General features: G+C 34.4%; 31 protein-coding genes and 1 pseudogene. 10 read left to right on the top strand and 22 right to left on the bottom strand.

Going from position 1 to position 25,881, the window contains the following annotated elements; all coding sequences use genetic code 11:
* Positions 1–59: 59 nt before the first annotated feature.
* Entirely contained in the window at positions 60–770 is a 711-nt protein-coding gene (locus BGI23_RS10255; protein WP_070805861.1) for a class I SAM-dependent methyltransferase, read from the bottom strand.
* Positions 771–975: 205 nt separating this feature from the next.
* Here BGI23_RS10255 and BGI23_RS10250 point away from each other — a divergent pair, with 205 nt between their 5' ends.
* Positions 976–1,314 carry a hypothetical protein gene (locus tag BGI23_RS10250; RefSeq protein WP_001253207.1) on the top strand — a complete coding sequence of 113 codons (339 nt, stop codon included), beginning with the start codon at positions 976–978 and terminating at the stop codon, positions 1,312–1,314.
* Positions 1,315–1,343: 29 nt separating this feature from the next.
* Here BGI23_RS10250 and BGI23_RS10245 read toward each other — a convergent pair whose 3' ends face one another.
* From BGI23_RS10245 to ytfJ, 4 genes are all read right to left on the bottom strand, one after another.
* Positions 1,344–1,556: a hypothetical protein gene (locus BGI23_RS10245; RefSeq protein WP_000711202.1), complete on the bottom strand. Its 213-nt coding sequence runs from the start codon at positions 1,554–1,556 to the stop codon at positions 1,344–1,346.
* Between the two features lie 69 nt (positions 1,557–1,625).
* Complete coding sequence (locus tag BGI23_RS10240; protein ID WP_000761180.1) at positions 1,626–1,946, bottom strand: hypothetical protein; 321 nt, start codon at positions 1,944–1,946, stop codon at positions 1,626–1,628.
* A gap of 51 nt (positions 1,947–1,997) precedes the next feature.
* Positions 1,998–2,774: an oxalate:formate antiporter gene (locus tag BGI23_RS10235; protein ID WP_000014091.1), complete on the bottom strand. Its 777-nt coding sequence runs from the start codon at positions 2,772–2,774 to the stop codon at positions 1,998–2,000.
* 160 nt (positions 2,775–2,934) lie between these two features.
* Positions 2,935–3,360, bottom strand: a complete 426-nt coding sequence (gene ytfJ / locus BGI23_RS10230) for a GerW family sporulation protein (protein ID WP_000349987.1) — start codon at positions 3,358–3,360, stop codon at positions 2,935–2,937.
* Between the two features lie 109 nt (positions 3,361–3,469).
* Between ytfJ and BGI23_RS28645 the strand changes: the two are divergent.
* Together BGI23_RS28645 and BGI23_RS10220 are read left to right on the top strand one after the other, a co-directional pair.
* Positions 3,470–3,954 (top strand): annotated as a pseudogene (locus BGI23_RS28645) (GNAT family N-acetyltransferase); the annotation flags it as partial.
* A 368-nt stretch (positions 3,955–4,322) separates the two neighbouring features.
* Positions 4,323–4,646, top strand: coding sequence for a hypothetical protein (locus BGI23_RS10220; protein WP_000715533.1), 324 nt, complete (start codon positions 4,323–4,325; stop codon positions 4,644–4,646).
* Positions 4,647–4,806: 160 nt separating this feature from the next.
* Here BGI23_RS10220 and BGI23_RS10215 read toward each other — a convergent pair whose 3' ends face one another.
* From BGI23_RS10215 to BGI23_RS10190, 6 genes are read right to left on the bottom strand one after another with little or no spacing between them, the layout of a single operon-like run.
* Positions 4,807–5,688, bottom strand: coding sequence for a phosphotransferase family protein (locus tag BGI23_RS10215; protein WP_001224482.1), 882 nt, complete (start codon positions 5,686–5,688; stop codon positions 4,807–4,809).
* Between the two features lie 31 nt (positions 5,689–5,719).
* Positions 5,720–6,148 (bottom strand): GNAT family N-acetyltransferase, encoded by a 429-nt coding sequence (locus tag BGI23_RS10210; RefSeq protein WP_000570287.1) that lies wholly within the window; start codon positions 6,146–6,148, stop codon positions 5,720–5,722.
* Positions 6,145–6,516 (bottom strand): cupin domain-containing protein, encoded by a 372-nt coding sequence (locus BGI23_RS10205; RefSeq protein ID WP_000688068.1) that lies wholly within the window; start codon positions 6,514–6,516, stop codon positions 6,145–6,147. Before BGI23_RS10205 ends, BGI23_RS10210 begins: the two co-directional genes overlap by 4 nt.
* A 12-nt stretch (positions 6,517–6,528) precedes the next feature.
* Positions 6,529–7,014: a GNAT family N-acetyltransferase gene (locus BGI23_RS10200; RefSeq protein ID WP_044790785.1), complete on the bottom strand. Its 486-nt coding sequence runs from the start codon at positions 7,012–7,014 to the stop codon at positions 6,529–6,531.
* Positions 7,011–7,571: a 2'-5' RNA ligase family protein gene (locus BGI23_RS10195; RefSeq protein ID WP_070805860.1), complete on the bottom strand. Its 561-nt coding sequence runs from the start codon at positions 7,569–7,571 to the stop codon at positions 7,011–7,013. Before BGI23_RS10195 ends, BGI23_RS10200 begins: the two co-directional genes overlap by 4 nt.
* A gap of 6 nt (positions 7,572–7,577) precedes the next feature.
* Complete coding sequence (locus BGI23_RS10190) at positions 7,578–8,141, bottom strand: GNAT family N-acetyltransferase (RefSeq protein ID WP_044790783.1); 564 nt, start codon at positions 8,139–8,141, stop codon at positions 7,578–7,580.
* Positions 8,142–8,277: 136 nt separating this feature from the next.
* Between BGI23_RS10190 and BGI23_RS10185 the strand changes: the two genes are divergently transcribed.
* Positions 8,278–8,895, top strand: coding sequence for a DUF1648 domain-containing protein (locus tag BGI23_RS10185; protein ID WP_070805859.1), 618 nt, complete (start codon positions 8,278–8,280; stop codon positions 8,893–8,895).
* Positions 8,896–8,925: 30 nt separating this feature from the next.
* Here the strand turns inward: BGI23_RS10185 and BGI23_RS10180 are convergent, their stop codons facing one another.
* Together BGI23_RS10180 and BGI23_RS10175 are read right to left on the bottom strand one after the other, a co-directional pair.
* Positions 8,926–10,053: a metallophosphoesterase gene (locus BGI23_RS10180; RefSeq protein WP_070805858.1), complete on the bottom strand. Its 1,128-nt coding sequence runs from the start codon at positions 10,051–10,053 to the stop codon at positions 8,926–8,928.
* A gap of 147 nt (positions 10,054–10,200) precedes the next feature.
* Positions 10,201–10,623, bottom strand: coding sequence for a GNAT family N-acetyltransferase (locus tag BGI23_RS10175; RefSeq protein ID WP_070805857.1), 423 nt, complete (start codon positions 10,621–10,623; stop codon positions 10,201–10,203).
* A 131-nt stretch (positions 10,624–10,754) separates the two neighbouring features.
* Here BGI23_RS10175 and pdxR point away from each other — a divergent pair, with 131 nt between their 5' ends.
* Positions 10,755–12,155: a MocR-like pyridoxine biosynthesis transcription factor PdxR gene (pdxR, locus tag BGI23_RS10170; RefSeq protein WP_070805856.1), complete on the top strand. Its 1,401-nt coding sequence runs from the start codon at positions 10,755–10,757 to the stop codon at positions 12,153–12,155.
* Positions 12,156–12,201: 46 nt separating this feature from the next.
* On the opposite strand, the gene BGI23_RS10165 is transcribed toward pdxR, so the two are convergent.
* A complete protein-coding gene (locus BGI23_RS10165) occupies positions 12,202–13,047 on the bottom strand; it encodes a YitT family protein (protein ID WP_000755131.1) in 846 nt (281 codons plus the stop codon).
* Positions 13,048–13,214: 167 nt separating this feature from the next.
* On the bottom strand, positions 13,215–14,423 hold the full coding sequence (locus tag BGI23_RS10160; protein WP_070805855.1) for a macrolide family glycosyltransferase: 1,209 nt from the start codon (positions 14,421–14,423) through the stop codon (positions 13,215–13,217).
* Positions 14,424–14,808: 385 nt separating this feature from the next.
* Here BGI23_RS10160 and BGI23_RS10155 point away from each other — a divergent pair, with 385 nt between their 5' ends.
* Genes BGI23_RS10155 through BGI23_RS10145 form a run of 3 tightly spaced genes read left to right on the top strand, consistent with a single transcriptional unit; the run spans position 14,809 to position 17,304 of the window.
* On the top strand, positions 14,809–15,687 hold the full coding sequence (locus BGI23_RS10155; protein WP_070805854.1) for a nitrate reductase: 879 nt from the start codon (positions 14,809–14,811) through the stop codon (positions 15,685–15,687).
* Between the two features lie 23 nt (positions 15,688–15,710).
* Positions 15,711–16,598, top strand: a complete 888-nt coding sequence (locus BGI23_RS10150) for a GNAT family N-acetyltransferase (protein ID WP_070805853.1) — start codon at positions 15,711–15,713, stop codon at positions 16,596–16,598.
* Positions 16,591–17,304: a class I SAM-dependent DNA methyltransferase gene (locus BGI23_RS10145; protein ID WP_070805852.1), complete on the top strand. Its 714-nt coding sequence runs from the start codon at positions 16,591–16,593 to the stop codon at positions 17,302–17,304. The genes BGI23_RS10150 and BGI23_RS10145 overlap by 8 nt, the downstream gene beginning before the upstream one ends.
* A gap of 21 nt (positions 17,305–17,325) precedes the next feature.
* Here BGI23_RS10145 and alr read toward each other — a convergent pair whose 3' ends face one another.
* Positions 17,326–18,501, bottom strand: a complete 1,176-nt coding sequence (alr, locus tag BGI23_RS10140) for an alanine racemase (protein ID WP_041184210.1) — start codon at positions 18,499–18,501, stop codon at positions 17,326–17,328.
* A 171-nt stretch (positions 18,502–18,672) separates the two neighbouring features.
* Between alr and BGI23_RS10135 the strand changes: the two genes are divergently transcribed.
* Complete coding sequence (locus BGI23_RS10135; protein ID WP_000498022.1) at positions 18,673–19,134, top strand: DinB family protein; 462 nt, start codon at positions 18,673–18,675, stop codon at positions 19,132–19,134.
* A gap of 7 nt (positions 19,135–19,141) precedes the next feature.
* On the opposite strand, the gene BGI23_RS10130 is transcribed toward BGI23_RS10135, so the two are convergent.
* From BGI23_RS10130 to BGI23_RS10115, 4 genes are all read right to left on the bottom strand, one after another.
* Positions 19,142–19,918, bottom strand: coding sequence for a Cof-type HAD-IIB family hydrolase (locus BGI23_RS10130; protein WP_070805851.1), 777 nt, complete (start codon positions 19,916–19,918; stop codon positions 19,142–19,144).
* Between the two features lie 6 nt (positions 19,919–19,924).
* Entirely contained in the window at positions 19,925–20,515 is a 591-nt protein-coding gene (locus BGI23_RS10125; protein WP_070805850.1) for a histidine phosphatase family protein, read from the bottom strand.
* Positions 20,516–20,839: 324 nt separating this feature from the next.
* Positions 20,840–21,808 (bottom strand): SPFH domain-containing protein, encoded by a 969-nt coding sequence (locus tag BGI23_RS10120; RefSeq protein WP_000226264.1) that lies wholly within the window; start codon positions 21,806–21,808, stop codon positions 20,840–20,842.
* A 2-nt stretch (positions 21,809–21,810) separates the two neighbouring features.
* Positions 21,811–22,239 (bottom strand): NfeD family protein, encoded by a 429-nt coding sequence (locus BGI23_RS10115; RefSeq protein WP_000741991.1) that lies wholly within the window; start codon positions 22,237–22,239, stop codon positions 21,811–21,813.
* Between the two features lie 273 nt (positions 22,240–22,512).
* Here BGI23_RS10115 and BGI23_RS10110 point away from each other — a divergent pair, with 273 nt between their 5' ends.
* Positions 22,513–23,730 carry an MFS transporter gene (locus BGI23_RS10110; protein WP_070805849.1) on the top strand — a complete coding sequence of 406 codons (1,218 nt, stop codon included), beginning with the start codon at positions 22,513–22,515 and terminating at the stop codon, positions 23,728–23,730.
* A 40-nt stretch (positions 23,731–23,770) separates the two neighbouring features.
* On the opposite strand, the gene BGI23_RS10105 is transcribed toward BGI23_RS10110, so the two are convergent.
* The gene (locus tag BGI23_RS10105; RefSeq protein WP_070805848.1) at positions 23,771–25,246 is read right to left on the bottom strand and encodes an amidase family protein; all 1,476 of its coding nucleotides are present in this window, start codon (positions 25,244–25,246) and stop codon (positions 23,771–23,773) included.
* A 186-nt stretch (positions 25,247–25,432) separates the two neighbouring features.
* Complete coding sequence (locus tag BGI23_RS10100) at positions 25,433–25,879, bottom strand: NUDIX hydrolase (protein WP_070805847.1); 447 nt, start codon at positions 25,877–25,879, stop codon at positions 25,433–25,435.
* Positions 25,880–25,881 lie beyond the last annotated feature (2 nt).

Raw genomic sequence — 25,881 nt, 5'->3', positions numbered from 1 at the left:
CCTAGTCCCCCTTTAATTGGTTCTGATGATATTGTATCAGTTTTTTGTATTTTCTGCACTTATTTACCTCCTAAAAATTCTTTCATTTCTTTATGCTTTTTTAACATAAATACCCATAAAAACGTTAACGATTGTTGTAACTCTGTAGATAGTTGACCTAACATCTTCTCATTTACTCCGCGCTTATATACACCGATACCATCTACAACTTTAAAACCTTGTTCTTTTACTAACTGTTCAAATTCCCAAGGCATCATCGTATTACATACAACGTCTTTGCCGTATAAACGAGGATAACTGTTCTCTCTTGGCTTTGCTGTCGGTCCTAAAATTGCAATACATGCATATCCATCACTTTTTAGAACACGCTTTATCTCATTTAATGCTCGTAATGGCTCCTCGGTCCATTCTAAAGAATTAATTGCCATAATTGCTTCAAATTGTTCATTTTCGAACGGTAAGGAAGAAAGATCTCCTTTTATAAAAGATAAATCAGGTCCTTCTCCGCGCTCCTTCCCTTTTTGAATCATCACTTCTGATAAATCCACTCCAACTGCTTTATAGCCCGTGCGACTTAATTTATATGTACCGTATCCATCACCACAACCAACGTCAAGCACCTTGGCTTCTTTCTTCACGTACTGTTCAAAAAACGGAATAATTGTACTCCTACTCCCGCTGTCCCACATCTCCTGACTATTTTGATTCCAAAACTCCGCACTACTATCCCATTTCTTTTCTGCTGATTCATGCCAATTAAATTTCGTCATACATTCCCCTACCTTCACGCTTTATCACTCATTTCATTCTACATCATTTTCCAAAATTCCTGTTTTATCTTCATTAGGAAATGTACATGCTAATGAAGGAATCATTATTCTCCAATTTTTGCTTTACTTGGGTTTAACTCATACTCATGTTCTTCTCTTTATGAAAGATACTATAAGTACACCCAATTGAAAGAGAGGGATGTACATGCGAAGAAAGAGGAATCATCATTTTAAAAGTGGTGAAAAAAACGAAGAGTATGCAGCTGAAATATCACCAGCTGGCTTACCAATTAGACATAAGCGTAAAGAAATTGCAAATGAAATAGAAGGTACAAATACCGGTGCAATGATAGGCTATGTCGCTTTATTTCTTTCGCTTTTCTCCATTGCATTTTATCCAGTTACACTCGGTTCCCTTGCGATTTTAGTTGGCTTATTAGCTGTCAATTTCGGAGCAAGAACACTTGGATATACAGCAATTGGTTTTGGTAGTTTTTCTGTTTTATTTACTTTACTTTATCCGCTTGCTTTGTCAGCGTTTTAAAAAAACACACCAAGTTATACTTGGTGTGTTCATTCGTGATACAACATAATATGACCGCATCCACAACAATGCTTTGCTGTAATTTCTTGGAACACTGGATAATTTTCTTCATCCCGGTGCTCAATAAACACCTTTTCAAATCGATACATATTTGGTGCATACGCCCAATCTTGTTTTGTACGTGCGTATAATGTAGAAGAGAAAAACTCCTCACCGCCACAAACAATACATTCCTTCTTCATCAATATCCCTCCTATGCTTGTCTTACTTCATCTATATGAACATAAGCATAAGAAAAAGACCTTCTATTACTAGAAAGTCTTCTCTGAAACAAAAAGAAATGTACCAAACATTCCTACCCCGCTATATTCTTTCGTAACATCAGCTTCTGTTTTAAATGTTTGCTTTACAGTCATAAAGAATACACCATTTCGTGCATCTGTACTTTCAAATTTTAGTTTTTCCTTTTTACCATCTACATTTTGTGTGCATTCAAAACTACTCTCGTCACATTTCAATGCATACTTATCTTCTAGATACAATTTAAAATCTGATTCTTTCGGACAAGTTATAAGTAAAATTGCCACAAGAATAATACTTACAATACCCACAATTGTATAATATTTCTTCATTTGTACTCCTTTCAAAAGACAAGAAAACTTGACTGCATGCGCCAAGTTTTCTTAGTCCACAACCCATTGCCACTCTTGTTCTTTCTTATCAAAAATAAGCCAACCAGTCTCTGTTGCTTCTTCTTTCAATTCATCGATATTATCTAGTACCTCATCCGTACTTTCATACGAACCCACTACATATACCGGAATTTCAAGACCCCTTCTTGACTCAATTTTCCCTGCCAGGTCAATATAAAGACCATCTTCCATTAATGGAAGAAGCCCCATAATCACTTCTTTTGAAATTGCTGGGAAAATTTTTGATTTTTGGAAGAAAGAAAAACGTTTCTTACCGAAAGCACCGAGTTTATAAGGAATAACTTTACTTAACATCCCTACAAAGTCTGCAATTCTACGATAATACACTTTGTTGTACCATCCGTCATCATGTGAAAAATAAACAAATCTATTTTTCAATAACGGAAAGAACGTTCTTGCAAGTGGTTCTTTTTTGTGAGCCAAATATAAAAGCTCTGCAATTTCTTTTGGCTCTAGTTCATCTAAATCGCTTGCATCATCAAAATCTACCCAACAAAATTCATCAAATTCATCAATCTCTGCTTGAATTAACTTATGTATATTTTCTTCCTCAACATATTCAAATAAAGTATGATAATGAAAATCTGTCCATTCAAAGTTATGCTTTAAAAGCAACACTTGATGAAGCGGTGAAGGGATGTTACTTGCAAACTCTTTAAACGTAATTCCTGATGTAATAAAACAATGACCTCGACGATTACCATTAATATATATCATATTCTTTACTTGGTCAGATCCTCCAGACAAAGCACCTAGCCACCTTCGTTTTATATGTTTCAATTCTATAGCATATTTTAACATGAAAAATTTTAGAAACATAGAAAAAACTTCAAAAACTATTTACAATTTCGTGTGTTTTATTACATAGTGATTACAAGAAAAAACACCTGCTCGTGAGCAGGCGTTTTTAAAGGATTTCATCTGGGTTTTGAGGATGATGATTTCCCTCTTTCTTTTCATCTTTTTGGAACATTGATTGAATTTTATCAATTGTTTGTGGAGCTAATTCAATCATTTTTTCCGCTAAATGTGTCGCATTTTGTAGATGCAGAATATTTACTCCATCTTTATTCACCACAAGAAATGCTACTGGTGTAATAGAAACACCACCCGCGCTACCGCCACCAAATGCAGGGTTACCGTTCGCTCTTTGTCCATCATTCGTTTGGAAATCAGAACCTCCTGCTCCAAAACCGAACGCTACTTTAGAAACCGTTAACACTACACCACCGTCAGCCGTCTGAACAGGCTCTCCAACAATCGTATTTACATCGACCATTTCTTTTAAATTTTCCATTGCTGCTTTCATTAACCCTTGAATTGGATGATCCACCGTTCATAACCTCCTTTGTCATATCTTTCCTAGTTTTTCCGAAAGTTTGTGAACTAAACATAAAATTTTATATTGCTTTCAAAAAACTTAAGTTATAAAATTCGGAAAAATGGAAAATATCCCATTTTATGATGAGACGAAAATTAAGAAAGATCATGAACAAGTATCCGCTTACCCAAAAGAAGAGGCAGCCCATAACTGATTTATTATTGGAGATATAGAGTCTTTCGGTTATGAAACAGACTTTCAAGATCTGTGAGGAGTATTTCAAGAGAATGGAACATTAAAATCAATTTTACTCGGCTTCCATGATTCATTTATACCATGTAGTAAAGAAGAATTTGTTACCTCTCATTATGAAGCACTTCTTTCCGCATATAAGCTGATAAAACTCTCTGGAAAGTCAACTATTGTTGAACGATTTAAAACTGTTTCAAATATACAGCTCGGTGCTAAAAATGAAATATATTTTATAAATGTCTAGATGCCGACAACTTACCTAGTACGCCTGGCCAAGAAACAATTAAACTTGCCACACTAGATGTTGTAGAGCGAATTATACAATTGCGAAGTAACATCATTGAATTTCCTACAAGATCAAACTGCTGAGGAATACACACTATTAGGGGAGCGCCAGTATATTGGAAAAATCCACGTTAAGAGCATGCAAAATTTCATACAGGTTTTTGGCTAATTCAGTAACATACGAGAACCCTAAAACCTACGCTAGGATAGGGATACATATAAAGTTGCATAAAATTATATAAAAAGAAAAAGGCAGATTCCTTTTGAGGGTAGGTAGGATTTCTCCATGTGCTTGCTACCAATCAGGAGACGTTATGTTAATTGAGGATGAACACAATATATAATAAAAATCCCTCGTTTTTTCTTCTTATCACATGATAAGATGATTATAAGCGATAAATTTCAAAATCATTAGAAAATACAAAAGGATTGATTACATGAAAAAAGGATTAGGATTACTTGTAACTATAATGATTGAAGCTGGAATTGTATATAAATCATCTAAGATCTTAAAATGGAGTTTTGTTGATTTAACTTTCTTCGCTGGAATATGTTTTGTCATTATTACATATTACTTTAGCAGTAAAGGCGGATTTTCTAGCAACAGTGTTCGCCTTCAAGCTCAAGCTAGATTGGGTATTAAAGTAGAGGAAGAAAAATTTGAATTAAGTGTAAATCCTATTTTAATAGGATCTATTGTATATACAGTATTATCTTTAATACTTGTAGTAATAAGTTATTGGGGTTACTTTATCAAATAATTTCACTTCCAATAACGAGAATTATGTAAATGAGCTGTCCAAACGGATGGCTTATTTTATAACAATCCAACTGCTGGACGAATTTATAAACGATTCGGGTTTAAAGGTATTTGGATGTAAACGATGTATCGATAATTAAAAGCCGATTTAAAATCGGCTTTTATACATATTGTGCTATTCCAGCTTCAAAAGCTTTCTTATCATTATTTAGTACGCCAAATAATGCTTCTTGAAGTGCAAATGTACTCTTATAAAAATACATTCGCTCCTTTACTGCTTCTAAATTAGGATAATAGGCTTCAAATAGTTGTAAAAACTCTTCTCCATAACTAGCTAATATGCCAGCAAAATCATAAGCTGGATCTCCAATGCTCGCCCCACCAAAATCTATGACCCCTGAAATATTCTTTTTTGTTGCACTATATAAAATGTTTGTCATGCCAAAGTCCCCATGAACAAGACTAGGAGTAAAGTTAAAATGACTACTTTCATTTAAATATAACTCAAACGATGTTGAGACCTCTTTTCTCGCTACATTTCTCATGAATGGATAAACATGTTCTTTTAATTGGCTATATAAACTATTTATTTCTGAATACATATCAGTACTATCACATTGCATAATACCTTCGAATGTAGATAACGGAATTTCATGCAACTCTTTTAAAAATCTCGCCAATGTGTACGCAAGTTTCTGTAATTGCTTTTCATCATTTATTTCTGTAAAAACATTTTCCCAAAACGGGTCTCCTTCAATCATCTCATAACCTGCAAATACTTTCCCTGGTACTTCATTTTGAAACCCTTGATAACTTGGATTGGGAATTTGAAGCGTAATGAAGGGTCTTATTTTCTCTAGTAACTGTGTTTCTGTTCGAAGTTTCTGAATACCTTTTTCATATTTCGGAAACCGGAATACTATATTATCATTTACAATTAACACATCATTATTTTGACCTATTTCATTTATATAAACAGAATTTATTTGCAATTCAGGATACAACCTTTGTAAATACGCAACATACTCATTTTCTTTTCTCATTCTTTCTCTTCTCCCGTTCAAACTATTATTCTCACTTCAAAGTCATAATGACCTGCCTTTCAACAAAACCAAACTCTTCGTACAGCTCTTTCGCAAAATTTCCAGCAAATACATTCAAACGAATTTCTGAATAATTCTTTTGTAATTCCTTAATACCAGCCTCCATTAACTTTCTTGACAATCCTTTCCCGCGGTACTCTGGAAAAACATATAATTCGTATATAAACCCTAGTTTTTCATGAGAAAAATAGTCCGTATTTTCCCCTATTAATATCCAACCCATTACAACGTTTTCTTCTTTAACGACTAAATAATACGCTCCCTTTTCTACAATCGGCCTTGTAATTTCAATCGCTTTCTCTGTATTTAAACGACAATTTCCCCTCGTACCTTCAAAAAGCGATTGAGCTGCATATTGTATTATTTCGTCCGTTTCTTCCCGATTTGCCTTTTCTATCATTTTTCACAACTCTCCTCTTTAATAGGCATTAATATCGCTCGTTCAAGATCCTCCGCTTCCATAACAATTGCCATTAATCCATGTTCTGTACTTGTCTCATGAAGCTCCCCCTTCTCCCAAAACACAGCTTGTCCCGCTTCCACCTTTACTTTTTCTTTATCTTCTCCGCATACATATCCTTCTCCGTCCACAATAAGAAGCAGTTGCGATACAACTGCTTCATGATATCCAATTATTCCATTCTCTCGTAAATGCATAGCACCAATATGTACATTTCCTTTTTGGTTTAATATTTTCGACATTATGAAATTAGATTGAAAGGCTGCTATGTGTTTTCCTACTTTTTCACTAAAATCAAATATCTTCATTTCTAGTCCTCCTTATATGTATAAAACCATCCTTACTGTCTGCATCATATGTCCTTCAAAATCTTCTTCAAATTCCTCTAATTGTGCAAAACCTTTCGCTTCATAAAAACGTTTTCCTTTTTCATTCGCTGCTTCTACATGAATGTATAGTTTCCGAATTCCTTTTAATACTGTTAACCCTTTTTGTAATAAAGCACTTCCTATCCCTTTCCCTTGTTGCTCTGGTAACAAATAAATTGCTCCTAATTCTGCTTCGTTTTGCAGTCTAACAGGTGAAAAATTTGCAAAGCCAATGACTTCTCCCTCTTCTTCTGCAACGAATAAATGTGTATTCTCAAGACGATATTTCATTTTTTCATCAGAATAAGCCTCGTCTAAAAAACTGTCTTGAATCTCTCTCGGAATAATGCCTTCGTATGTATCATGCCAAGCTATTTTCGCTACTGATTGTACAGCATGAATATCTTCCTGCTTCATTTCTCTAATTACATATGTCATCTCGATGTCTCCATTCTCTTTAAATTATATTCTGCTAATATACGAGAAGAAATGGCAGAACCATTTTCATAATTCACCTTTATTAATTTTAATTTCTCAATTGAAGCTGTTGCAAAATCAAATTTTTCATAAATATATTCCATTACGCTTAAAAACTGATTTGTATGTAATCTATTTGCAATCGTACAATGCGGAACCCACTTTCCCGGTACGTAATATGAATTTGGGTTGTCATGAAAATTGTTAAAATAATCATGATAAGAATGATGAAATTTTAACAATGCATCAGTAACAGTCGGTGCTAGAAAGACTGTTCCGTTAGTAGGAAAAACTCCAACAGAAGGAAAAGTTACTGGGTCCGTATTTTCTTGCATAACTACAAACTCCCCTAATTTCTCCTTATACAAATGAACATTTAACTCCTTATAATCAGCTAACGTAATATGAGGTTCTGCTCCGGCTAATTGATTTGTGCCAATGATATTTGTTAATTCATTTTGCAATTCTGTAATTTTATTAGTAAATACACGATCAAATGTAGCAATAATAGCGTACATATCCCTTCACCCCTTTACACATAGCGCTTCCCATTCTTCACGAATCATTCCCATTCGAATAGAGTCATAGTACGTTCCGTTATAATAACGGCATTTTCGCATTCTACCTTCTAAGCTCATTCCTATTTTCTCCGCCACTTTCATCATTCGTTCATTACCAGACCAAGTCGTGAGCCCTACTCTACCAATCTCCATCTTTTCAAATAGTAAATCCCGATATAACGTTAACGCTTCTGTACCGTAGCCGCCATTCCAGTAAGCCGGATTATAAATGACAATTCCCATCTCCAACCAACGCGTCGGTTTATACTCCCAATAAAATCCGACCGTCCCTATAACTTGACCGTTATTTTCTATAATTAAATTGGATAGCGGTTCTTCTTTTAAACGAGTTTGCATCTTTTCCTTATAGGATGAGTATTCTTGCATCGAAAACGGAAAATACGGTGCATCCCATTTTTTCCATTCTGGATTTTCTTCTTTAAACACGAGATTCCATAATGTTTTTATATCTGATTCTTCAATTGTACGAATTGTTACTCTATCCCCTTTTATGATTACGCTTTTCATAATTTCCTCCTACACTCCTCTTTATCTCATATATAATTATAATATTTTTTCTGAAAAGTCAAAACAGATATCGTTTATTATATTGTATAATTTTGTTATAAGATACCAATTATTCATGTAGAAAGCTGGTGATTCAATGAATAATCGATTTAGTATTGCTTTATTTCTCACTATTGTTACGACAAATATTATTCTCTATTTCTTCTTACCATTACGTATTGTTACGAAATGGGACTTTAATGGAACGCCTACATCAACAATGGATAAAGCTACTTTTGTTATCGTAAATATAATTATATGTTCCTTCGTATTCTTTTTATTTTTAGCTTTATCTAAAGCAGCGAGTAACCAGAAATTTCTCCATTTGATCAGCAACGCAATTTTACTATTCTTATTTTTTGTTGATATTGTCATTGCCCTTATCGCTCTTGGCTTTTCACTTCCTCTTGATCATTTCATATTTTTAGCATTAGGGCTTTTATTTATATTACTAGGTTATTTCAGCTCCAAAATTGACACGGCTAAATCAACAGTTTCATTGGAATGGAATGATAAGCACCTTGAAAAAAGAGCTTCAAATATTTGTAGTATTTCAATGATAATAGCAGGTATTTTCCTATCCGCGCTTCCATTTATTGTTCCTGCTCCGTATAGGGGTTATGCTATACTTGTAATTATTTTAGGAATGACGCTTGTCATTTTACCGAGTACGATTTACTTACTTATGAAAGACAGCAAGCAATCTACTTCTTAAAAAAAAACAGGAGGTTACATCCCTCCTATTTCAGCTAAATATTTTCTTTTTCGTCTTTTCTATCTCAACTAAAATCCCTTTCTCTATCCACCCTTCTACTCCATCTCTTTTAACTAAATCATATCCTGAGCAGCTACCATCAATGAGAGAAACAATATCCCCTTTTCTTACGCTTATTTGTGCACAAGAAATATCGGTTTTCACTGTGTACTCACCTGACTCAAGTTGCCTAATGTATTCATTTTTCACAGAAAGTAATGTATTCGTTTCCTTTTGCTTACATATTGTGTATTCTTGCCCCTTCTCTATCAGCTTTATGTAATAATACGGATAGGTAACCCCGCCCTGCATTTCTGTGTTCGCATTAAAATCTGCAATCACTTCATATTCTGGAAAATAGTCTACATATGTATAAGAAAACATATCTCCTGTTGGTTCCCTCTGAATGATGAATGCGTTTAATTGCCCTGCCTCTTTAATCGCATTTCCCCCATCAATCGCAATCATCTTTTTCTCCTTATCAATAACTGGATTGTTAGACGGTGCTTTGTCTGAATAGTTTACAACAGGCCAATGACCGACAACTACATATTTATGTGCTCTATGTGATTTATTGAAAAACTCCGGCATTGCTATCGCATTTTTTCGTTCTGTTTCTTTCCAATCCTCTCTATCTTCAAGGCCAGCATGTACAAAGATATAATCTTCCGTTTCAATCGCTGTTGGTAATTCTGTTAGCCACTTTATTTCTTTTGAGAAATGACCCATCAATATGTTTTTCACTTCACAAATTTCACTTTCTTCATGAACGGTAACATTCAATTGTGCTAGCCATTCATTTAAAATTGTATTCTTTCTCGTACATAAATAATTTATTAGCGCAGGATTTTCGTTTACAAGTGCTTCAACTACAACCTCACAATTCCCTTCTATTACATACACATTTGGCTTACTAACTACTAGATCCATCACATAGTTTACGACACCAATACTATTTCTTCCTTTCTCACAAAGATCGCCATTAATAATTAAATAATCTTCATCTTGAAAATTAACTTTATGTAGTAGTTCCTTAAAAAGATCTAATTCTCCATGAATATCAGAAATAATGATGACTCTTACATCATTTGGTATAGATAATTTCTTTATTTTTTCCAAGTATAAACGCCCCTAACATTCTCTAAATTCAAGATTCCATTTTAAATTTCTAATATTCGACAAATCATATCGCTAGACCTGTCCCTAGCTCAAATCTGAAAAAGAAAATAGGTTCCATATATTTTTACACACGGAACCTTGTTAGTATTATAACTCTTTATAAAAAGAATAGCTTACCTTATCAAAACCCTCTCTTTCATAAAAACGATGTGCATCAATTCTTGGAAATGCAGATGTAAGTACGATAGAACTGCACCCTTCTTCTTCCCCCCATTTTTCTACATATGACAGCAGAACATTACCATACCCTTTTGATCTGTGAGCTTCCGCGGTTACAAGGTCATACACAAAAACATGTTTCTCATTATAAAAATTCGTACAAATCGCTACACCAGCTAGACTAACAACTTCATTCTCTTCGTTACGCAGCGAAAATAGTTTATAATTTTCTTCTTTCATTTTTTGAAATAAACAACTTGCTTTTTCTCTTGAAAGTTTTGTTCGCAATTGCTGTAATACAGAAAATACATCGTATAAATCCGCTTCTGTTACTACTTCTTTAATATTCATTATGATTCTCCCCTTACTATTTATAAAATTTTCTAAATGTTATATCATCATTATAGAAAGCAACTGCCCTTAGCTTAAGTGACAGTTCTATTCTTTTTTATAAGGCCAGTTTAAAAAAGGAGCGTCTATACATGGATCTGACTATCCCATTAGTATTACAAAGTAAAACACCCATTTACTTACAAATTTATCAATATATAAAACGAGAAATCTCTCATGGATTACTACTTGCCGGTACACGCCTACCTTCTCACAGAAATTTAGCTATGCAACTTAATGTGAGCCGTATTACAGTTGAATCTGCTTATCAACAACTACTAGCTGAAGGATATGTAGAAAGCAAACCGAAACGTGGAATTTTTGTTGCGGAAGTTGATATTGATGTCATTCAAAAGAAACAACAAATTGCGTCAAACAGTGCTAACAATAAAGAAAAAGAACAATATGATTATGATTGTAGTCAAGGACTTATTGATCAAAAAGCTTTTCCCATAACAAACTGGAAAAGAGCATTACACGAAACTTTATTTCAGTATGAAAATGAATTATTTGCTAAAGAGGATCCACAAGGTGAGCTCGTTCTACGAGAACATATTTCAAAATATTTATATCATGCTCGCGGGGTACATTCTTCACCTGATCAAATTATTATTGGAGCAGGTACGCAGCCTCTTCTTTGGCTACTCCTTCAACTACTTGGTTCAAAAAAAGAATACGGAATCGAAAACCCTGGATTTCACCGTATATCTGCTATGATTCAAAGTTCTGGCCTTCCTGTTCACCCGATCCCTTTAGACGATAAAGGGATTCATATTTCCGCTTTACGTGAATCGGGTTCCAATGTGGCATATGTCACTCCATCTCACCAATTTCCACTCGGAATCATTATGCCATTATCTAGAAGACTCGAGTTATTAAAATGGGCGAATGATTGTAATGGTTATATTATTGAAGATGATTACGACGGGGAATTTCGCTATATAGGAAAACCTATTCCTTCTTTACAAGGGCTAGATTCAAATGAAAGTGTTATTTATATGGGAACTTTTTCGAAATCTTTTTTGCCTTCTTTACGAATGGGATATATCGTTTTACCACCTCATCTGCTAAAAACCTATAAAGAACTCGGTGGTATGTATAAACAAACGGTTTCTACCATGCAACAGCTTACCTTTGCTACCTTTATTCAAAGCGGTGATTGGGAACGTCATATTAACCGAAGTCGTACGTTATATAAAAGAAAACATATTTATTTAATTAAATCTATTACAAACGAAATGGGAAATAACGTGCATATACTCGGTGAACAATCCGGACTTCATATTGTACTTCACGTTCATAACGGGATGAATGAACAAGAACTTATTCATGCAGCTGCAAAAGAACGTATTAAGTTATACCCTCTCTCCACATACGATTCTGTTCATAATGTGAGGGAGGAGTCATATGTATTGCTCGGTTTTGGCAGTATTCCAGAAGATTGTATCAAAACTGTTGTCAAATTACTGAAAAAAGCGTGGTTCCCTACATAAGAATAGCTCCACGTAAGTTATACTTACGTGGAGCTATTTTCATTCACTATTTTTCTGACCTCGCTGCCCTTCCCGGACGTTTGACACCAGTTGTTTCTGTTGAATAAGACGCTTCAATTATAGCAGTTGGATCTACAGAGAGAACGAGATCTTTCATTTTCGGATAAATGAAACGGTTTGTAATACAATAAATGATTCTCTTATGTTCTCCTAAAAAACCACCTTCTCCATGTAGATACGTAACGGATAATTGCAATTCTTTCATAAGTAGATCGCCTATTTCTTTATTTTTACCAGAAATAATCATAACGCTCTTTCCTTGATTAATGCCATCTAATATGAAATCAATCATCTTCGTAACAATATAGAAAATTGCTAATGAGAACATCGCTTGTTCAATTGAAAACAAAATGGCAACAAAGATGAAAATAACCGCATTTACAGCAAGTAAAAATGTACTAATCGGCACTTTAAAATGTTTATTCATCCAAACAGCTAACATTTCTGATCCATCAATTGCTCCGCCCATTTTTACTACAATCCCTACACCAACACCAAATAGAACTCCTCCATAAAGAACAATTAACAATTCAGAAGTTGTAATTGCTGGAAATGGTTTCAAATAAATCAATCCGAGTGTTGTCACAACATTTGCATAGGACGTACGGATAAAGAACTTCTTTCCCATTACTTTTGCAGTAAATAATAAAATCGGGATATTAATCCCCAAGAACACTCCATAAAGCGGCAATCCTGCAACTTTATTCGCCATAATAGCAATGGCTGTTACCCCGCCATCTACTAATCCATTAGGCGCTAAAATAAGCTCTAATGAACCTGCTACAATAATTGAGCCAATTGTTAATAATACGTATTCAAATACTTTCTTCATTCATTACCCCCAAAACTTATATATTTTCTTAGTATTATTTTAACGTAATTTCTCTACTAATACAAAGATATCAGTTTATATACACAAAAGTTTCACCTTTATAGTGATTTTTATGTAATTTTTTATTGAAGCACACTTACCCATTGTAGTAAGTGTGCCTCAAGCATTTATTTAAGTTTCAAGTACGAATTCATTTTCATTTTAAATATTTCATCAACTGCCCTTTTATATCCACCAGCATTTCGAAGTGACTCTCCAACTTTACGACTATTTTCCTTAAACGTTACATCATTCATCACTTTCTTTACAGACTCTCGTAACAATTCAGAAGTGAGTTCTTTACGATTTAGCCTTATTCCAGCCCCTACTTCATTTACTCGTTTCGCAACTAAAGGCTGATCTCCTGTTACCGGAATTACAACTAACGGGACACCGTAATATAGTGCTTCACTCGAACTATTCATACCGCCGTGTGTCACGAATACATCAGCATACTGTAATAGTTCTAATTGTGGCACATAATTATACACCTTAAAGTTATCAGGAATGTTTTCAAATTGACTTATATTTATCTTCTTACCAACAACTAATACGACTGTCGCTTCTACATCTTTAAAAGCTTCAAAACATTTTTCATATAGCTCAGGTTGTTCATTAAAAACTGTTCCCATAGAAATGAAAATCAATTTTTTATCTTTTAAATCTTCCATAGGAAATCGCCCTACTTCTTTACGCGTAGCAATTGATGGACCAACAAACTTATACGATTCATCAAATACATCTGAACGCGGCTGATATTCTTTTGAAGTATACACAATCGTAATATCACCTGGATGGTTCATAATATCATACATACTATTACATTTCATTCCATACTGTTTGTTCCATTTTTCCATTCCCGCTAAACAAGATTGATACAATGGATTCATTTCATCTACTTCTCTTGATTCATGTTCATCGTTAAAAGTAATGTACTGATTAAAAGCAAACGTTGTACAAGAAGAGACACTAGGTAATTTTAAAACATTGGCTATAATACGTCCTACTGGAAAATGATTATCATATATCAAATAATCGTACTTTTCCCCTTTTGTTTCTTCTACAATTTGAGTAACAATACGTTCTGATGCTTCCATCATATGAGACAGCATCGTCAAAGGACTCCCACCTTCATTTACTCGCTCCATAATATTAATTTGAGAGAGGAAATTCTCAAACACTCGGAATTGTGCACCTGTTGCTTCAATCTTCTTTCTATAATCTTCAATACAATACGAAACAACTGTCTCCCCTCGCCGAATCAACTCACTTACAATAGCTAAAGTCGGATTTATATGACCTTCTCCTGGGAAATTTATTACGAGTACGTTTGCCATCATATCCTCTCCTATCTAATATTATTAATAATTAATTATATTAATTAATTTAAAACTATTATAAAGGAATCTATTCTATTTCTTCACATTTTTCTCTTCATTTTATTATTGAGAAATATTTTTCATAACCTACTTTATACCCCTATTGAAAGTGTGCTTAGTTCTTCATTTACTGAAAAATATGAGATTTATATTTTGTATTTTTACAGATTTATCATCCGAAAAATTATTTTGATAATTCATACAAAAGTAGAAAAATATAATTTTCACACTGATTTCTCACCGTAAATTTATTTAAGTTCTATGTTGTCCCTATCATTATCCACTTCGTACACATTCTGTTATATAATGAATTTATCGAATTTACAGAAAAAGGAGCAATTTCATGCTACAACAACTATTCGCTTCACCTATTTTATCTATTCAAACTTTACACCCAGGTTATGAAGAACATGCAAGCGATGTGTTTCTTGTTAAAACAGCATTTGAAGAAGTTATTGTTCGTTCCTCAAAAATGACTGAAGAACCAAACAATGATTTTTGGTGGGGATGTAAAAACCTTTTTGGAATCGATCCAAGGAACGTACATCATTTAGAGCATATACACGAATTATTGAAAAAGCATACTAACTTGCCCATCCCCACTATTTTGCAAAAACATGTTTTAAATGGCCGGAAGTATGTTAGTGTCGAAAAACTAACAGGAAGTACGCTGCAATCCTTTGTCGGACAATCTGATTCAATTTTATTCAGCCTTGGAAAAGGACTAGCAGAAATTCATTCGTTTCAAGCAAAGTTTATAGGAAATCCATCAGGTACTTTCCAAGTTCCACTAGAAGAATGTAAGTCTCACATATTAAAAGTCAGTAAAGAACTTGTAAATAGGTTTTATTCCGATAATACGAGCATCCGTAACGCATTTCCTACTTTTGAACAACAACTTTCTTCCTTACCGGTACCAAAGGAAGCAACGCTCGTTTTAATTGATATGGACCCTACTCAGTTTTTATCAGATGGTACAACTATTACAGGTTTAGTAGATACAGAAGCTTATGCAGTTGCTCCCCGAGAATTTGATTTTATCGGCTTAGAATATGTATTTACAGAAAAGGAAGCTCATGCTTTTAAACAAGGTTATGAAACCATCATGCCTATTCCTAATCTTGTAGAATGTAGACGTCCTTATCGATATTTGTACCGTTTATTATCTGTTCAGGGCAGTGTGGAATTAGAAAAGTGGCTAAGTCATCCATCCTATTTTTAAATGCGAAGGTGAAGGATTGTGAAATGAATATTGAACGAAAGAAATCTTTAACAGTAAACGAAATTCAGCAAATGAAAGATTTAACTCATATTTGCGGGCAACACGATCAAATTGATTACTCTTCAGATTTACATGTAAACTTTTTAACTGCTCGTAATAAAGAAGAGATACATGACTTTTTACTCTATGACGATACTCAATTAGTCGGTGCATTAAGTATGTATGACTTTGAAAGAACTACTAAACTTGAGTTAATAGGCTTTGTTCATCCGAACTATAGGAAACAATATATAGGTACTACTCTTTTACAAACCGCAATGAAAGAAATACGATTAAGAGAGGCAGACGAAGCACTTCTTATTATGAATGGGGAGTCTGCTTCTGGGAAAGCATTTGCAATACATATGAAGCTGCCTTATTTATATAGTGAATATAGTATGGAGTTCAAAGCAAATGGAGCGCAAAAAAGAACGAAGAATGCTATACAACTTACTCTTGCATCTTCAAAATCACTGCTTGATCTGATTGAAATTTCTAGTAAAGCGTTTGGAGATTCAGTAGAAAACACCGCTACATGGTTACAAAAGATGATGGATTCATCTTCCCATCAAGTTTACAGTGCTCTTATCGATGAAAAAGTGATAGGAACAATTACAGTTTCTAAACAAGAGCAATCTACTATACTATCAGGATTCGCCGTTCATCCTTTCTATCAAGGTAAAGGATACGGAAAAGGTATTCTTATGTCCATGGTACATACCCTTATTACAAAAGGAGCTTCAACAATTGAATTAGACGTCGAAACGAAAAATAACCATGCTTTAAAATTGTATACACAATGTGGTTTTGAAATAAAAACGAAGTATGATTATTATAATGTAATGAATTTCGAGGTGAGTGCATGTGTCTAAAAAACTAATTTATTCTGATTATGATATTTTCGCATCCATTTACAATAAACATTGGGGGCATTATGCTGAACACTCCTATCTACTTTTGGAAAAACTCATTTTACAATATGCACCACCACATTCTCATATTTTAGATCTTTGCTGCGGGACTGGTCACCTTACTAAGAAATTAATTGAGAATCATTTTGTAGTAACTGGTATAGATGGTTCTGCTCAAATGATTGAATACGCACGTCAAAACGCTCCAGACGCAGCCTTTATCGTCGATGATGCTCGCTATTTCAATATAAATGAGCAATTTCAATATGTTATCTCTACTGGCGATAGCTTAAACCATATTTTAAAATTAGATGAATTAAAAAGTGTTTTTCGTAATGTTTATTCTATATTACATAGTGAAGGTACATTCGTATTTGATATGAATATGGAAAAAGGTTTTCTAGAAAACTGGAGCGCTTCCTTTCACATTTCAGAAACGGAATATGTTTGTACAATCGATTCTACATATGATAATGACAATAAAAAAGCAGTCATGAACTTTATACTATTTCAACATGACATAGATAATAATTGGACAAGAAGTGACTTTTCTTTTGAAGAAGCTTGTTATTCCAATGAAGAAATAATTTCTTCGATAGAATCCGTAGGTTTTAAGGACATTCAATCACACGGTACAAACAGAGCATTTTTCATTTGTCAAAAATAAAAAAAACTGAATCATAACGATTCAGTTTTTTCTTAGTATATTTACAATAGCAGCCGTTTCATTATTTTCTTTATACACTCGCGGGATTCTTCTGTCTAACATACATGTAACTTCATAGTTAATTGTACCTAACATATCCGCTATTTCTTCTACTGCGATGTTCTCTTCACCTTGTTTACCGTAGAATACTACTTCGTCTCCTACTTGCACTGGCATTGCTTTGGAAACGTCTAACATGAGCTGATCCATACAAACACGGCCAATAACAGGTACTCGAACTCCATTTATTAATGCATGCCCTTTATTAGATAACTGACGATTATAGCCATCAGCATAACCAATCGGTACAGTGGCAATCCATTCTTCACCAGTCGTTACATACGTATTCCCATAACTTACACCGCGATTTTTCTTCGCATGCTTAATATGGGCTACTTTTGATTTTAACGACAACGCAGGCTGCAGAGAAACAACTGAATGATCTACCTCTTTTGAAGGATACATTCCATAAATTCCGATACCGACACGAACCATATTTTGAAATGTATTGCTAAGTTCCATTGAACCTGCACTATTTGAACTATGAATATATGGAATATGAATTCCTAATTCTTTTGCTGTATTGACAGCTTTCTCAAATAAACTTGTTTGCATATTCGTATATGATTTATCGATTTCATCTGCCGTAGAGTAATGTGTAAACATTCCTACTACCTCTACATACTCCATACGTTTTAATTCTTCTAAAAATGGTTTAACCTCTTCTTCTTGTAAACCAATGCGACTCATTCCTGTATCAATTTTCACCTGAATTTGCGCTTTCTTTTGAAGACGGTTTGCAATTTCATTTATACCTTGTAAATCTTCACTTCTATAAACAGTCATCATAACGTCATACTGAATTGCATCTTCCGCAGCTGCTACTGACGTATAGCCTAAAATTAAAATCGGCACGTTAATTCCTGCTTCTCTTAACTCTATCGCTTCATCTACAAATGCAACTGCAAGCTGGTTTATTCCAGCTTCAATAGCAGCTTTCGCAACTTCAACTGCTCCGTGGCCATACCCATTTGCTTTTACAGCAGCCATCATTGCAATATTTTCATCATTCACACGTTTTTTAAATTCTTTTACATTATGTTTTACTGCATTTAAGTCAACTTCAACAATTGTATCTCTTCCATATTTCAAACTCATTGGTCTAACTCCTAACTCAATAATTGCATTCCATTCTACTTCACGTTTCATATGACCTTTTACAATATAATACTTTTCAATATGCTAGTCAAACTACTAGAATTTTCGGAATTTTGAGTACGATATAATACCCTCAAGAAACTATTATATACGGAGAAGAGGAGAATTACAATGTTTGTACAATCTGCATTGCATCAACTGAAAGTTGCTGTCGATACTTCTATTCAAATGCTTAACCAATATAAAGAAGACGAATTAAAAATACAACCAATTCACTCGAAGCGATCATTATTTGAAATGTGTGCACATCTTTCTCTTATTTGCCATGCTGATTTACTCATTTTAAATGGTATTACAGAAAAAGAGCTACATACTTTCTATAAAGAACAAACACCCGAAACAATTATGCAAATACAACAAACGATGATACAGGGCTACGATTTACTTTCTAAAACTTTTTTATCTTATTCCAATGAACAATTAGCAGAAATTAAGACTGCTTATTGGGGTATTTCTTATTCACGCTTTGAATGGTTGCTGGAAATTGTTACACACTTTTATCATCATCGTGGACAAGTTCATATTTTACTATGTGAGCATATAAAAGATCCTAACATACCTTTATTTCAATAAAGGTATGTTAGACGATATGAAACTTCTCTAAGGCAAATAAAATACCACCTTCACTCGCCTTCTTTGTAACAAAATCAGCTCTTGTTTTTAACTCTTCTCCAGCATTCCCCATCGCAATACCTAATTCTACATACTGCAACATCTCAATATCATTTCTACCATCGCCGAAAGCAATGGCTTCTGATTTGCAAATGTTTAGGTGTTCTAATACCTTTTGAATCGCAGTTACCTTCGATACTTTATTATCTTCCAGCACATTCATAACGTAACCGTGAAAACGTTCAAACGTAAGTGCTGGATATCTTTCAAGAAATTTTTGAGCTTCTATTTCATCTGCATACAGACATAAACAATAGATTTCTTCTGACAAATCCCTGCTTTTTTCCGGATACTTCTCTAAATTCAACGTCTCGCTAAGCGCTTGCATTACACGCTCATTATCTGACGCTATTCCGTTCATTGTAAAATCCTCGGTAAAATAAGAAATACCGTGACCATGTAATTCTGCAAACTCTGAGATATCATGAACGATTTCACTTGAAAGTACTGATTTATGTAGAACCGTTTCCTCACACTTAATATGTGCACCATTTGCAGAAATAATTGTATGTATGCCCAGCTCTTTAAATTGCGAACATAAGCTATATGGTCTCCCTGTAGTAACAACTACGTGAATCCCTTTATCCATTAATCTTCGTATCGCTTCCTTTGTGCTGTCGTGCATACTTCTATCAATCTCACTTAAAAGTGTTCCATCAACATCAAAAAACACTATCTTGTACATAGGTCTTTACATCCCGTCCAAATGATTCGTATCATTAATAAAATGTACCGTTTTTTGTTCGCCATCCATTTCAATTAAGCTTATTCCCGTATCTCCCATTTTAAAATAATAATCCATTGAAATGGGCATTTTGAAAAACGCACGTAATAGACTATTTATTACACCACCATGTGCAACAATTGCAATTCGGTCATATGTATTCTCTGTCACGATTTTAGAAAAGATTCCTTCTATTCTCATTCTAAATTCAATAAATGATTCCCCGTTTTCAAAACGATCATGAAGGAACTTTGGCTCTGGGTATTTCTTTGCTTCTTCAAACGAAAGACCTGCTTGCACTCCATTATTAAACTCCATTAATTCCTCTTCTAATTGAATTGGGCATCCAATTCCTTCTGCTAACATTTTACCTGTTTCGCGAGCCCGTTTTAATGTACTTGCCCAAATGAAATCTGGCGGGAAATCTGCTTTCACTTTCTGTACAAGCCTTTGCACTTGCCTTCTTCCTTTTTCTGTTAATTCAAAGTCAGCTCGTCCTTCATGTACGTTTAAAATATCAGCTTCTGATTCTCCGTGGCGTATTAGTAGTATTTGCATTCTTATTCCCCCTTCTCTCCTTAAAACTAAGGTTAAATTTTAACATATTATTAAAATTTTTCAAAACAATAAAAACAATCCCCATCCATCTAAGAATGAACAAAGTAATCTATAAAGTGAAAATTTAATCAGTGGGGGTTTTATTCATCCCCCACTGATTATTAGTTGAACCAATCGGACGTTTACGGACAGTCGATCTCCCACCTAACTTCTTTGCTCCAACTGAATTTTGAGGTGGGAGTTTTACTGTCCGTTAACGCGGGATAAATTAAAGCAATCATAAAAAATAAAAAGAGAAACGGCTTCCCATTTCTCTTTCCACTCTTATTGTTCGTTTGGTGTATCTGAAGAAGGTAATCTCTTCGCTTGTTTTTCTTTAAAGATTTCTCCAATTGCCCCGAGAGTACCAAGTGTTTCAATTGCATTAGATGGAATAAAGACTTTATTTGCTGGCCCTTTCGCAACTTCAGCTAATGATTCAAATGATTTGTAAGCAAGTATACGCTCATCTAAATTTGCTTCACGAAGTAATTCAATTCGATTTTGTTCTGCTTTCGCAATTTCCTCAATCGCTCTTGCTTCCCCTTGCGCTTCTAATTCTTTTGCTTCTTTAATACCTTCTGCTTCTCGAATACGTGCTTCTTTATCCCCTTCAGCCATTAAGATTTTACTTTGCTTTTCCCCTTCAGCACGAAGGACTTTATCTTGTTTTGCAGCTTCAGCTTCTAATATGATCGCACGTTTATTACGCTCTGCTTTCATTTGTTTTTCCATTGATGCTTGCACATCTTTCGGCGGATTAATATCGACAACTTCAACACGTTCAATGCGAACGCCCCATTTTTCTGTAGCTTCATCAAGTGCTAAGCGAATTTCTGTTGAAATTTTTTCACGACCAGATAACGTTTCATCCAGTTCCATTTTACCAATGATTTGACGCATCGTTGCTGAAGTAATGTTACGTACACCGTATTCATAGTTCGAAATACCATATGTCGCAAGTTCCGGTTCAACGACTTGATAGAAAATAATTGTATCAATTTCCACTTGTACATTATCTTTCGTAATTACCTTCTGCGGTGGTACATTCGTTTGTTGAATACGCAAGTCGTGATATACGCGAACGCGATCCACAATCGGAATTAATAAATTTAATCCCGGCTGCATAACCCGCTGAAACTTACCAAATCTTTCAACGACTCCAACTTTTTGCTGTGGAATAATTTTAATTGTTAATGCGATAAATGTAACAACAATTAGTGCAAAAATAATCGTTAACGTTAATGCTACCATATTTATTCACTCTCCTTTTTTACTTGTAATATAGTACTATGCCTCTTTATAACAATAACTTTTTCTCCGGCATCAATTGGATCATCTGCAATAGCTGTCCAAGTATCTCCATCCACTTTCACAATGCCGTTCGCCTCATTTGTAATCGCTTGCATAACAATCCCTTTTTTACCTGCAAGCATATCTACTGTATCAGTAAAACCTTTTGCTTCCCGAAAGTTTTTTGATATTCTTTTCGTAAAGAAAGTCAATGTTAAACTTACAATCGCACCAGCAACAACTTGTAACAGTAGTGCTTCAGGAACAAACAAAGCAATAAGACCTCCGACAACAGCTCCAATTCCAAGCCAAAGCATGTAAAATGTAATCGACAGCATTTCCGCAATAAATAAAATACCAGCTATTATAAACCAAATTACCCAAGCAGCCATTTGCAACCCTCACTTTCTTTCTCATTTTCTATATGTATATGAAGAAAAGAATGGTTTATCCGCCCTTTCTCATACATGGGCGCTTACTACAAGCTATTGTACATTTTCACTGTTACAATGAGTATTATTAAAATACTATATTAATATATTCTTCATTATACATGAAAATCCCTTTCAAAAAGTGACAAAAAATTTAATTCTTTCAAAATTTATTTTTCAAATTATAATTATTATAACTACTGTCATATTTCCCCCAGAAAGGGTGTGTACTTATTGCAAAAACGTTCATTGACTTACTATTTAGGATCGAAAATATGCATTACTCTCGCTGACATCGTATACGTAATGATTATTACAACTCATATGTATATCACAACGAAATCAGCTACATTAACTGCTCTTTTTCCATTATTACAAGTCATAACTAATCTTATAGCAAATACATCTGCACCACTTATATTGAATCGTTTTCCATCTTATTCATTACTGTTTACACTACAATGGATAAAAACTGCTCTATTATTTTTATTAATGATATTATTCCCGGTCCTTTCCACAAACATTGTAGTACTATTCATTTTCATTTTTTTCATTTCATTATGTAGTGGCTGGAGCGCTCCATTACTATACGGTATTCTTCCGCACCTTACACCGAAAGAAAAATTAGTAAAAGTAAATAGTATTTTTTCCTTTTCCACACAAATTGCACAAGCCGCTGCTTATTCATTTACAAGTGTTATTGTGCTTCTTATCGGTGCTTCTTCTACACTCATGATGAATAATATTTTGATGATTTTCGGATGTGTTGCACTACACTTTTCATTACGATCCATACATACTGAACGAGTAATAGAGCCTTCTTCTTCAAAAGGTGATACTTTATTGGAAGGTTGGAAGCTCTTATTTCAAAACCCTTCTCTCCGTACTGTTACATGTATGGACTTAATTGAAACTTTTGCAGGGACGATATGGATCGGTGCTATTACGATGGCTTATGTAACAACTGTCCTTCATAAAGGAGAAGAATGGTGGGGATTTATTAATACAAGTTATTATGTTGGGACGTTAATTGGCGGTCTATTAGCGTGGAAAATAAGTACATACATTCAAAACAATTTAATACGCTCTATGGCGATAGGCTCTCTTCTGTTTAGTATTCTTACATTTTTATATGGTATAACAAGTAGCGGATTTATTGCGCTGTTCCTATGCATTCTAATGGGCCCATGTTACCAAATTAGAGATATTTCTCAAACAACTGTTTTACAATCCAGCGTCGCTCCATCTTTATTATCAAAGATGTATACAGCTCACGGCGCTCTTCTCTCAACAGCTTCTGGCCTTTCTATGCTGAGTGTTGGCATTATTACCGATTTGTTCGGTGTTCGTACAATCTATATTCTCGCTTCAATCCTTATATTGTGCTCTGCTTGTTTATCATTTAACTTATTAAAATATGATAAGACAAAGCAAAAAAACATGTTACTTTAATGAACAAAATAAATAAGACAGGATTTCCTGCCCTATTTATTTATGATAAGTTAGGAGATTTCCGATGCTTTGTCGCTTGTTCAAAAGCGTATGCGAGTTTAATTAAAGTCCCCTCACGAAAAGCAGTGCTTGCAAGCGTAATTCCAAATGGTCTCCCGTTATCCATATATCCCGCAGGTATTGCTATAGACGGATAACCTGCTTTCGCACATATAGTGGAGCCTATATAAGAAGGGAACAGAATCGCATCAAGATTATATTTTTCCAGTGCAAAATCAATGCCTTGTTCTTGTGAAAAATATATATCTTCTAATCTCGCATTCAAATACTCTGGATTTCTTAACGTATTAGGAAAATCTTTTCTTCTTTCTAACTTAGTTTGTCCATATTTCAAAGCCCTTTCTGCTATATTTTCATTAAACTCCATTAACTCTGAAATAGAATGTACTGGAATAGTAGAAGGTAATTTCGAAAGATAGTTATCTAAACTATGCTTTAGTTCATAGAGCGATACTCCCCAGCTCCATTCTCTATGAAAAGATGGAATATTAATATCCTCTACGACTGTCGCACCCTTACTACGTAATACTTCAATTGTTTCCTTAAACAAATTCTCATCATACTCACCAGATTTATAATAATCTTTTGGTGCGTTGTTATATACACCAATCTTTGTTCCATTTAAACCGTTAACATCCAAATACTTTGTATAATCATGTTCTGCTATCCCTTCACTTTTACGAGTAGCTACATCTTTCTCATCTATCCCTGTTAAACTCCCTAGCAAAATAGCAGCATCTGTTACTGTTCTAGCAAATGGCCCCGCTGTATCTTGCGAATACGTAAATGGAATAATACCTCTACGACTAATTAAACCAACAGTCGGTTTAATACCGACTACAGAGTTTTGAACAGCTGGACTCAAAATAGAACCATCTGTTTCTGTTCCAACCGATACTACTGTAAAGTTAGCAGCAACTGCTATGGCAGATCCTGTACTTGAGCCACCAACAAACATATCATCCTCACCCGTACCGTAAGGGTTTATTGTTTGCCCACCTCTTGCACTATATCCAGCCCACATTTCAAATGACATTGCATTTGCTAATTCTGTCATATTTGTTTTCCCTATTATCACTGCTCCTGCTTCTCGCAGCTTCGTAACGAGAAATGCATCTTCACTACTTATATGTTGTTCTAGCGCAATTGTACCTGCACTTGTATGCATAGAGTCATTCGTTTCAATATTGTCTTTAAGTAAAACAGGTATACCGTGTAGTGGACCTCTTACACCTTTTGTTTTTCTTTCATGATCTAACGCTTCTGCAATAAAGATAGCGTCTGGGTTGATTTCTAAAATAGAATTGATTTTCGGTCCGTCTTGATCATACTTTGCGATTCTATGAAGGTAATACATAACTAATTCTTTTGAAGTTAATTGCCCAGCTTCCATCATTGCTTGTATATCATAAATTGTTAATTCTTTGTGTAATAGTGCATTGAACTGCATCTCCATTTTCATTCTCCTTCTATAAGTCCTTTTATTAATAACATGACTCTATTACTTTTTCATTTTCTCCGCCCCTCGCATATACAACTTCAATTCCTTTAATAGAATTCAACTCACTAATATAAAACCCTTTTATTTCCTGAAAAATAAAAAGAGTCTGAAACGAATGAATTTACGTTTCAGACTCTTTTATTACTGTGCGTATACTTCATCTAACAAATGTAAAAACTCACCTTGTTTCCCCGCTAATTCAGGGCATTTTGCAATATCAATCCATTCATAGCAAAATACTAAGCCTTCATCTTCCTCACCGGCACTTACAATATGTTCCCAACGATTTTTTACATCTGTTAGTAATGTTACGTGAAAGAAATGGCGTTTTTCATATTCCTTTTTTTCTCTCACATGTATGATGTAATCAGCTAGGAATCGTTCTATGCATAAATGACGTAACCCAGACTCTTCTTGTACTTCACGTAAAATCGCTGCTTCTAGCGTTTCCCCTTCGTCAACTGTTCCCCCTGGCACTTGTATACCAGCTTCAGGTGTATCACGATGTTTAAAAACAAGCAGTTGCATAGCTCCTTCTCTTTCTCTTGTCACATATGCGTGTACTTTCTTCTTATATAACACCGTCATAA

Origin of the sequence: Bacillus sp. ABP14 (assembly GCF_001831375.1) — a bacterium.
GTDB lineage: Bacteria > Bacillota > Bacilli > Bacillales > Bacillaceae_G > Bacillus_A > Bacillus_A paranthracis.
Note: the sequence above shows the minus strand (reverse complement) of the source record. Positions and strands in the feature narration are given on the sequence as shown.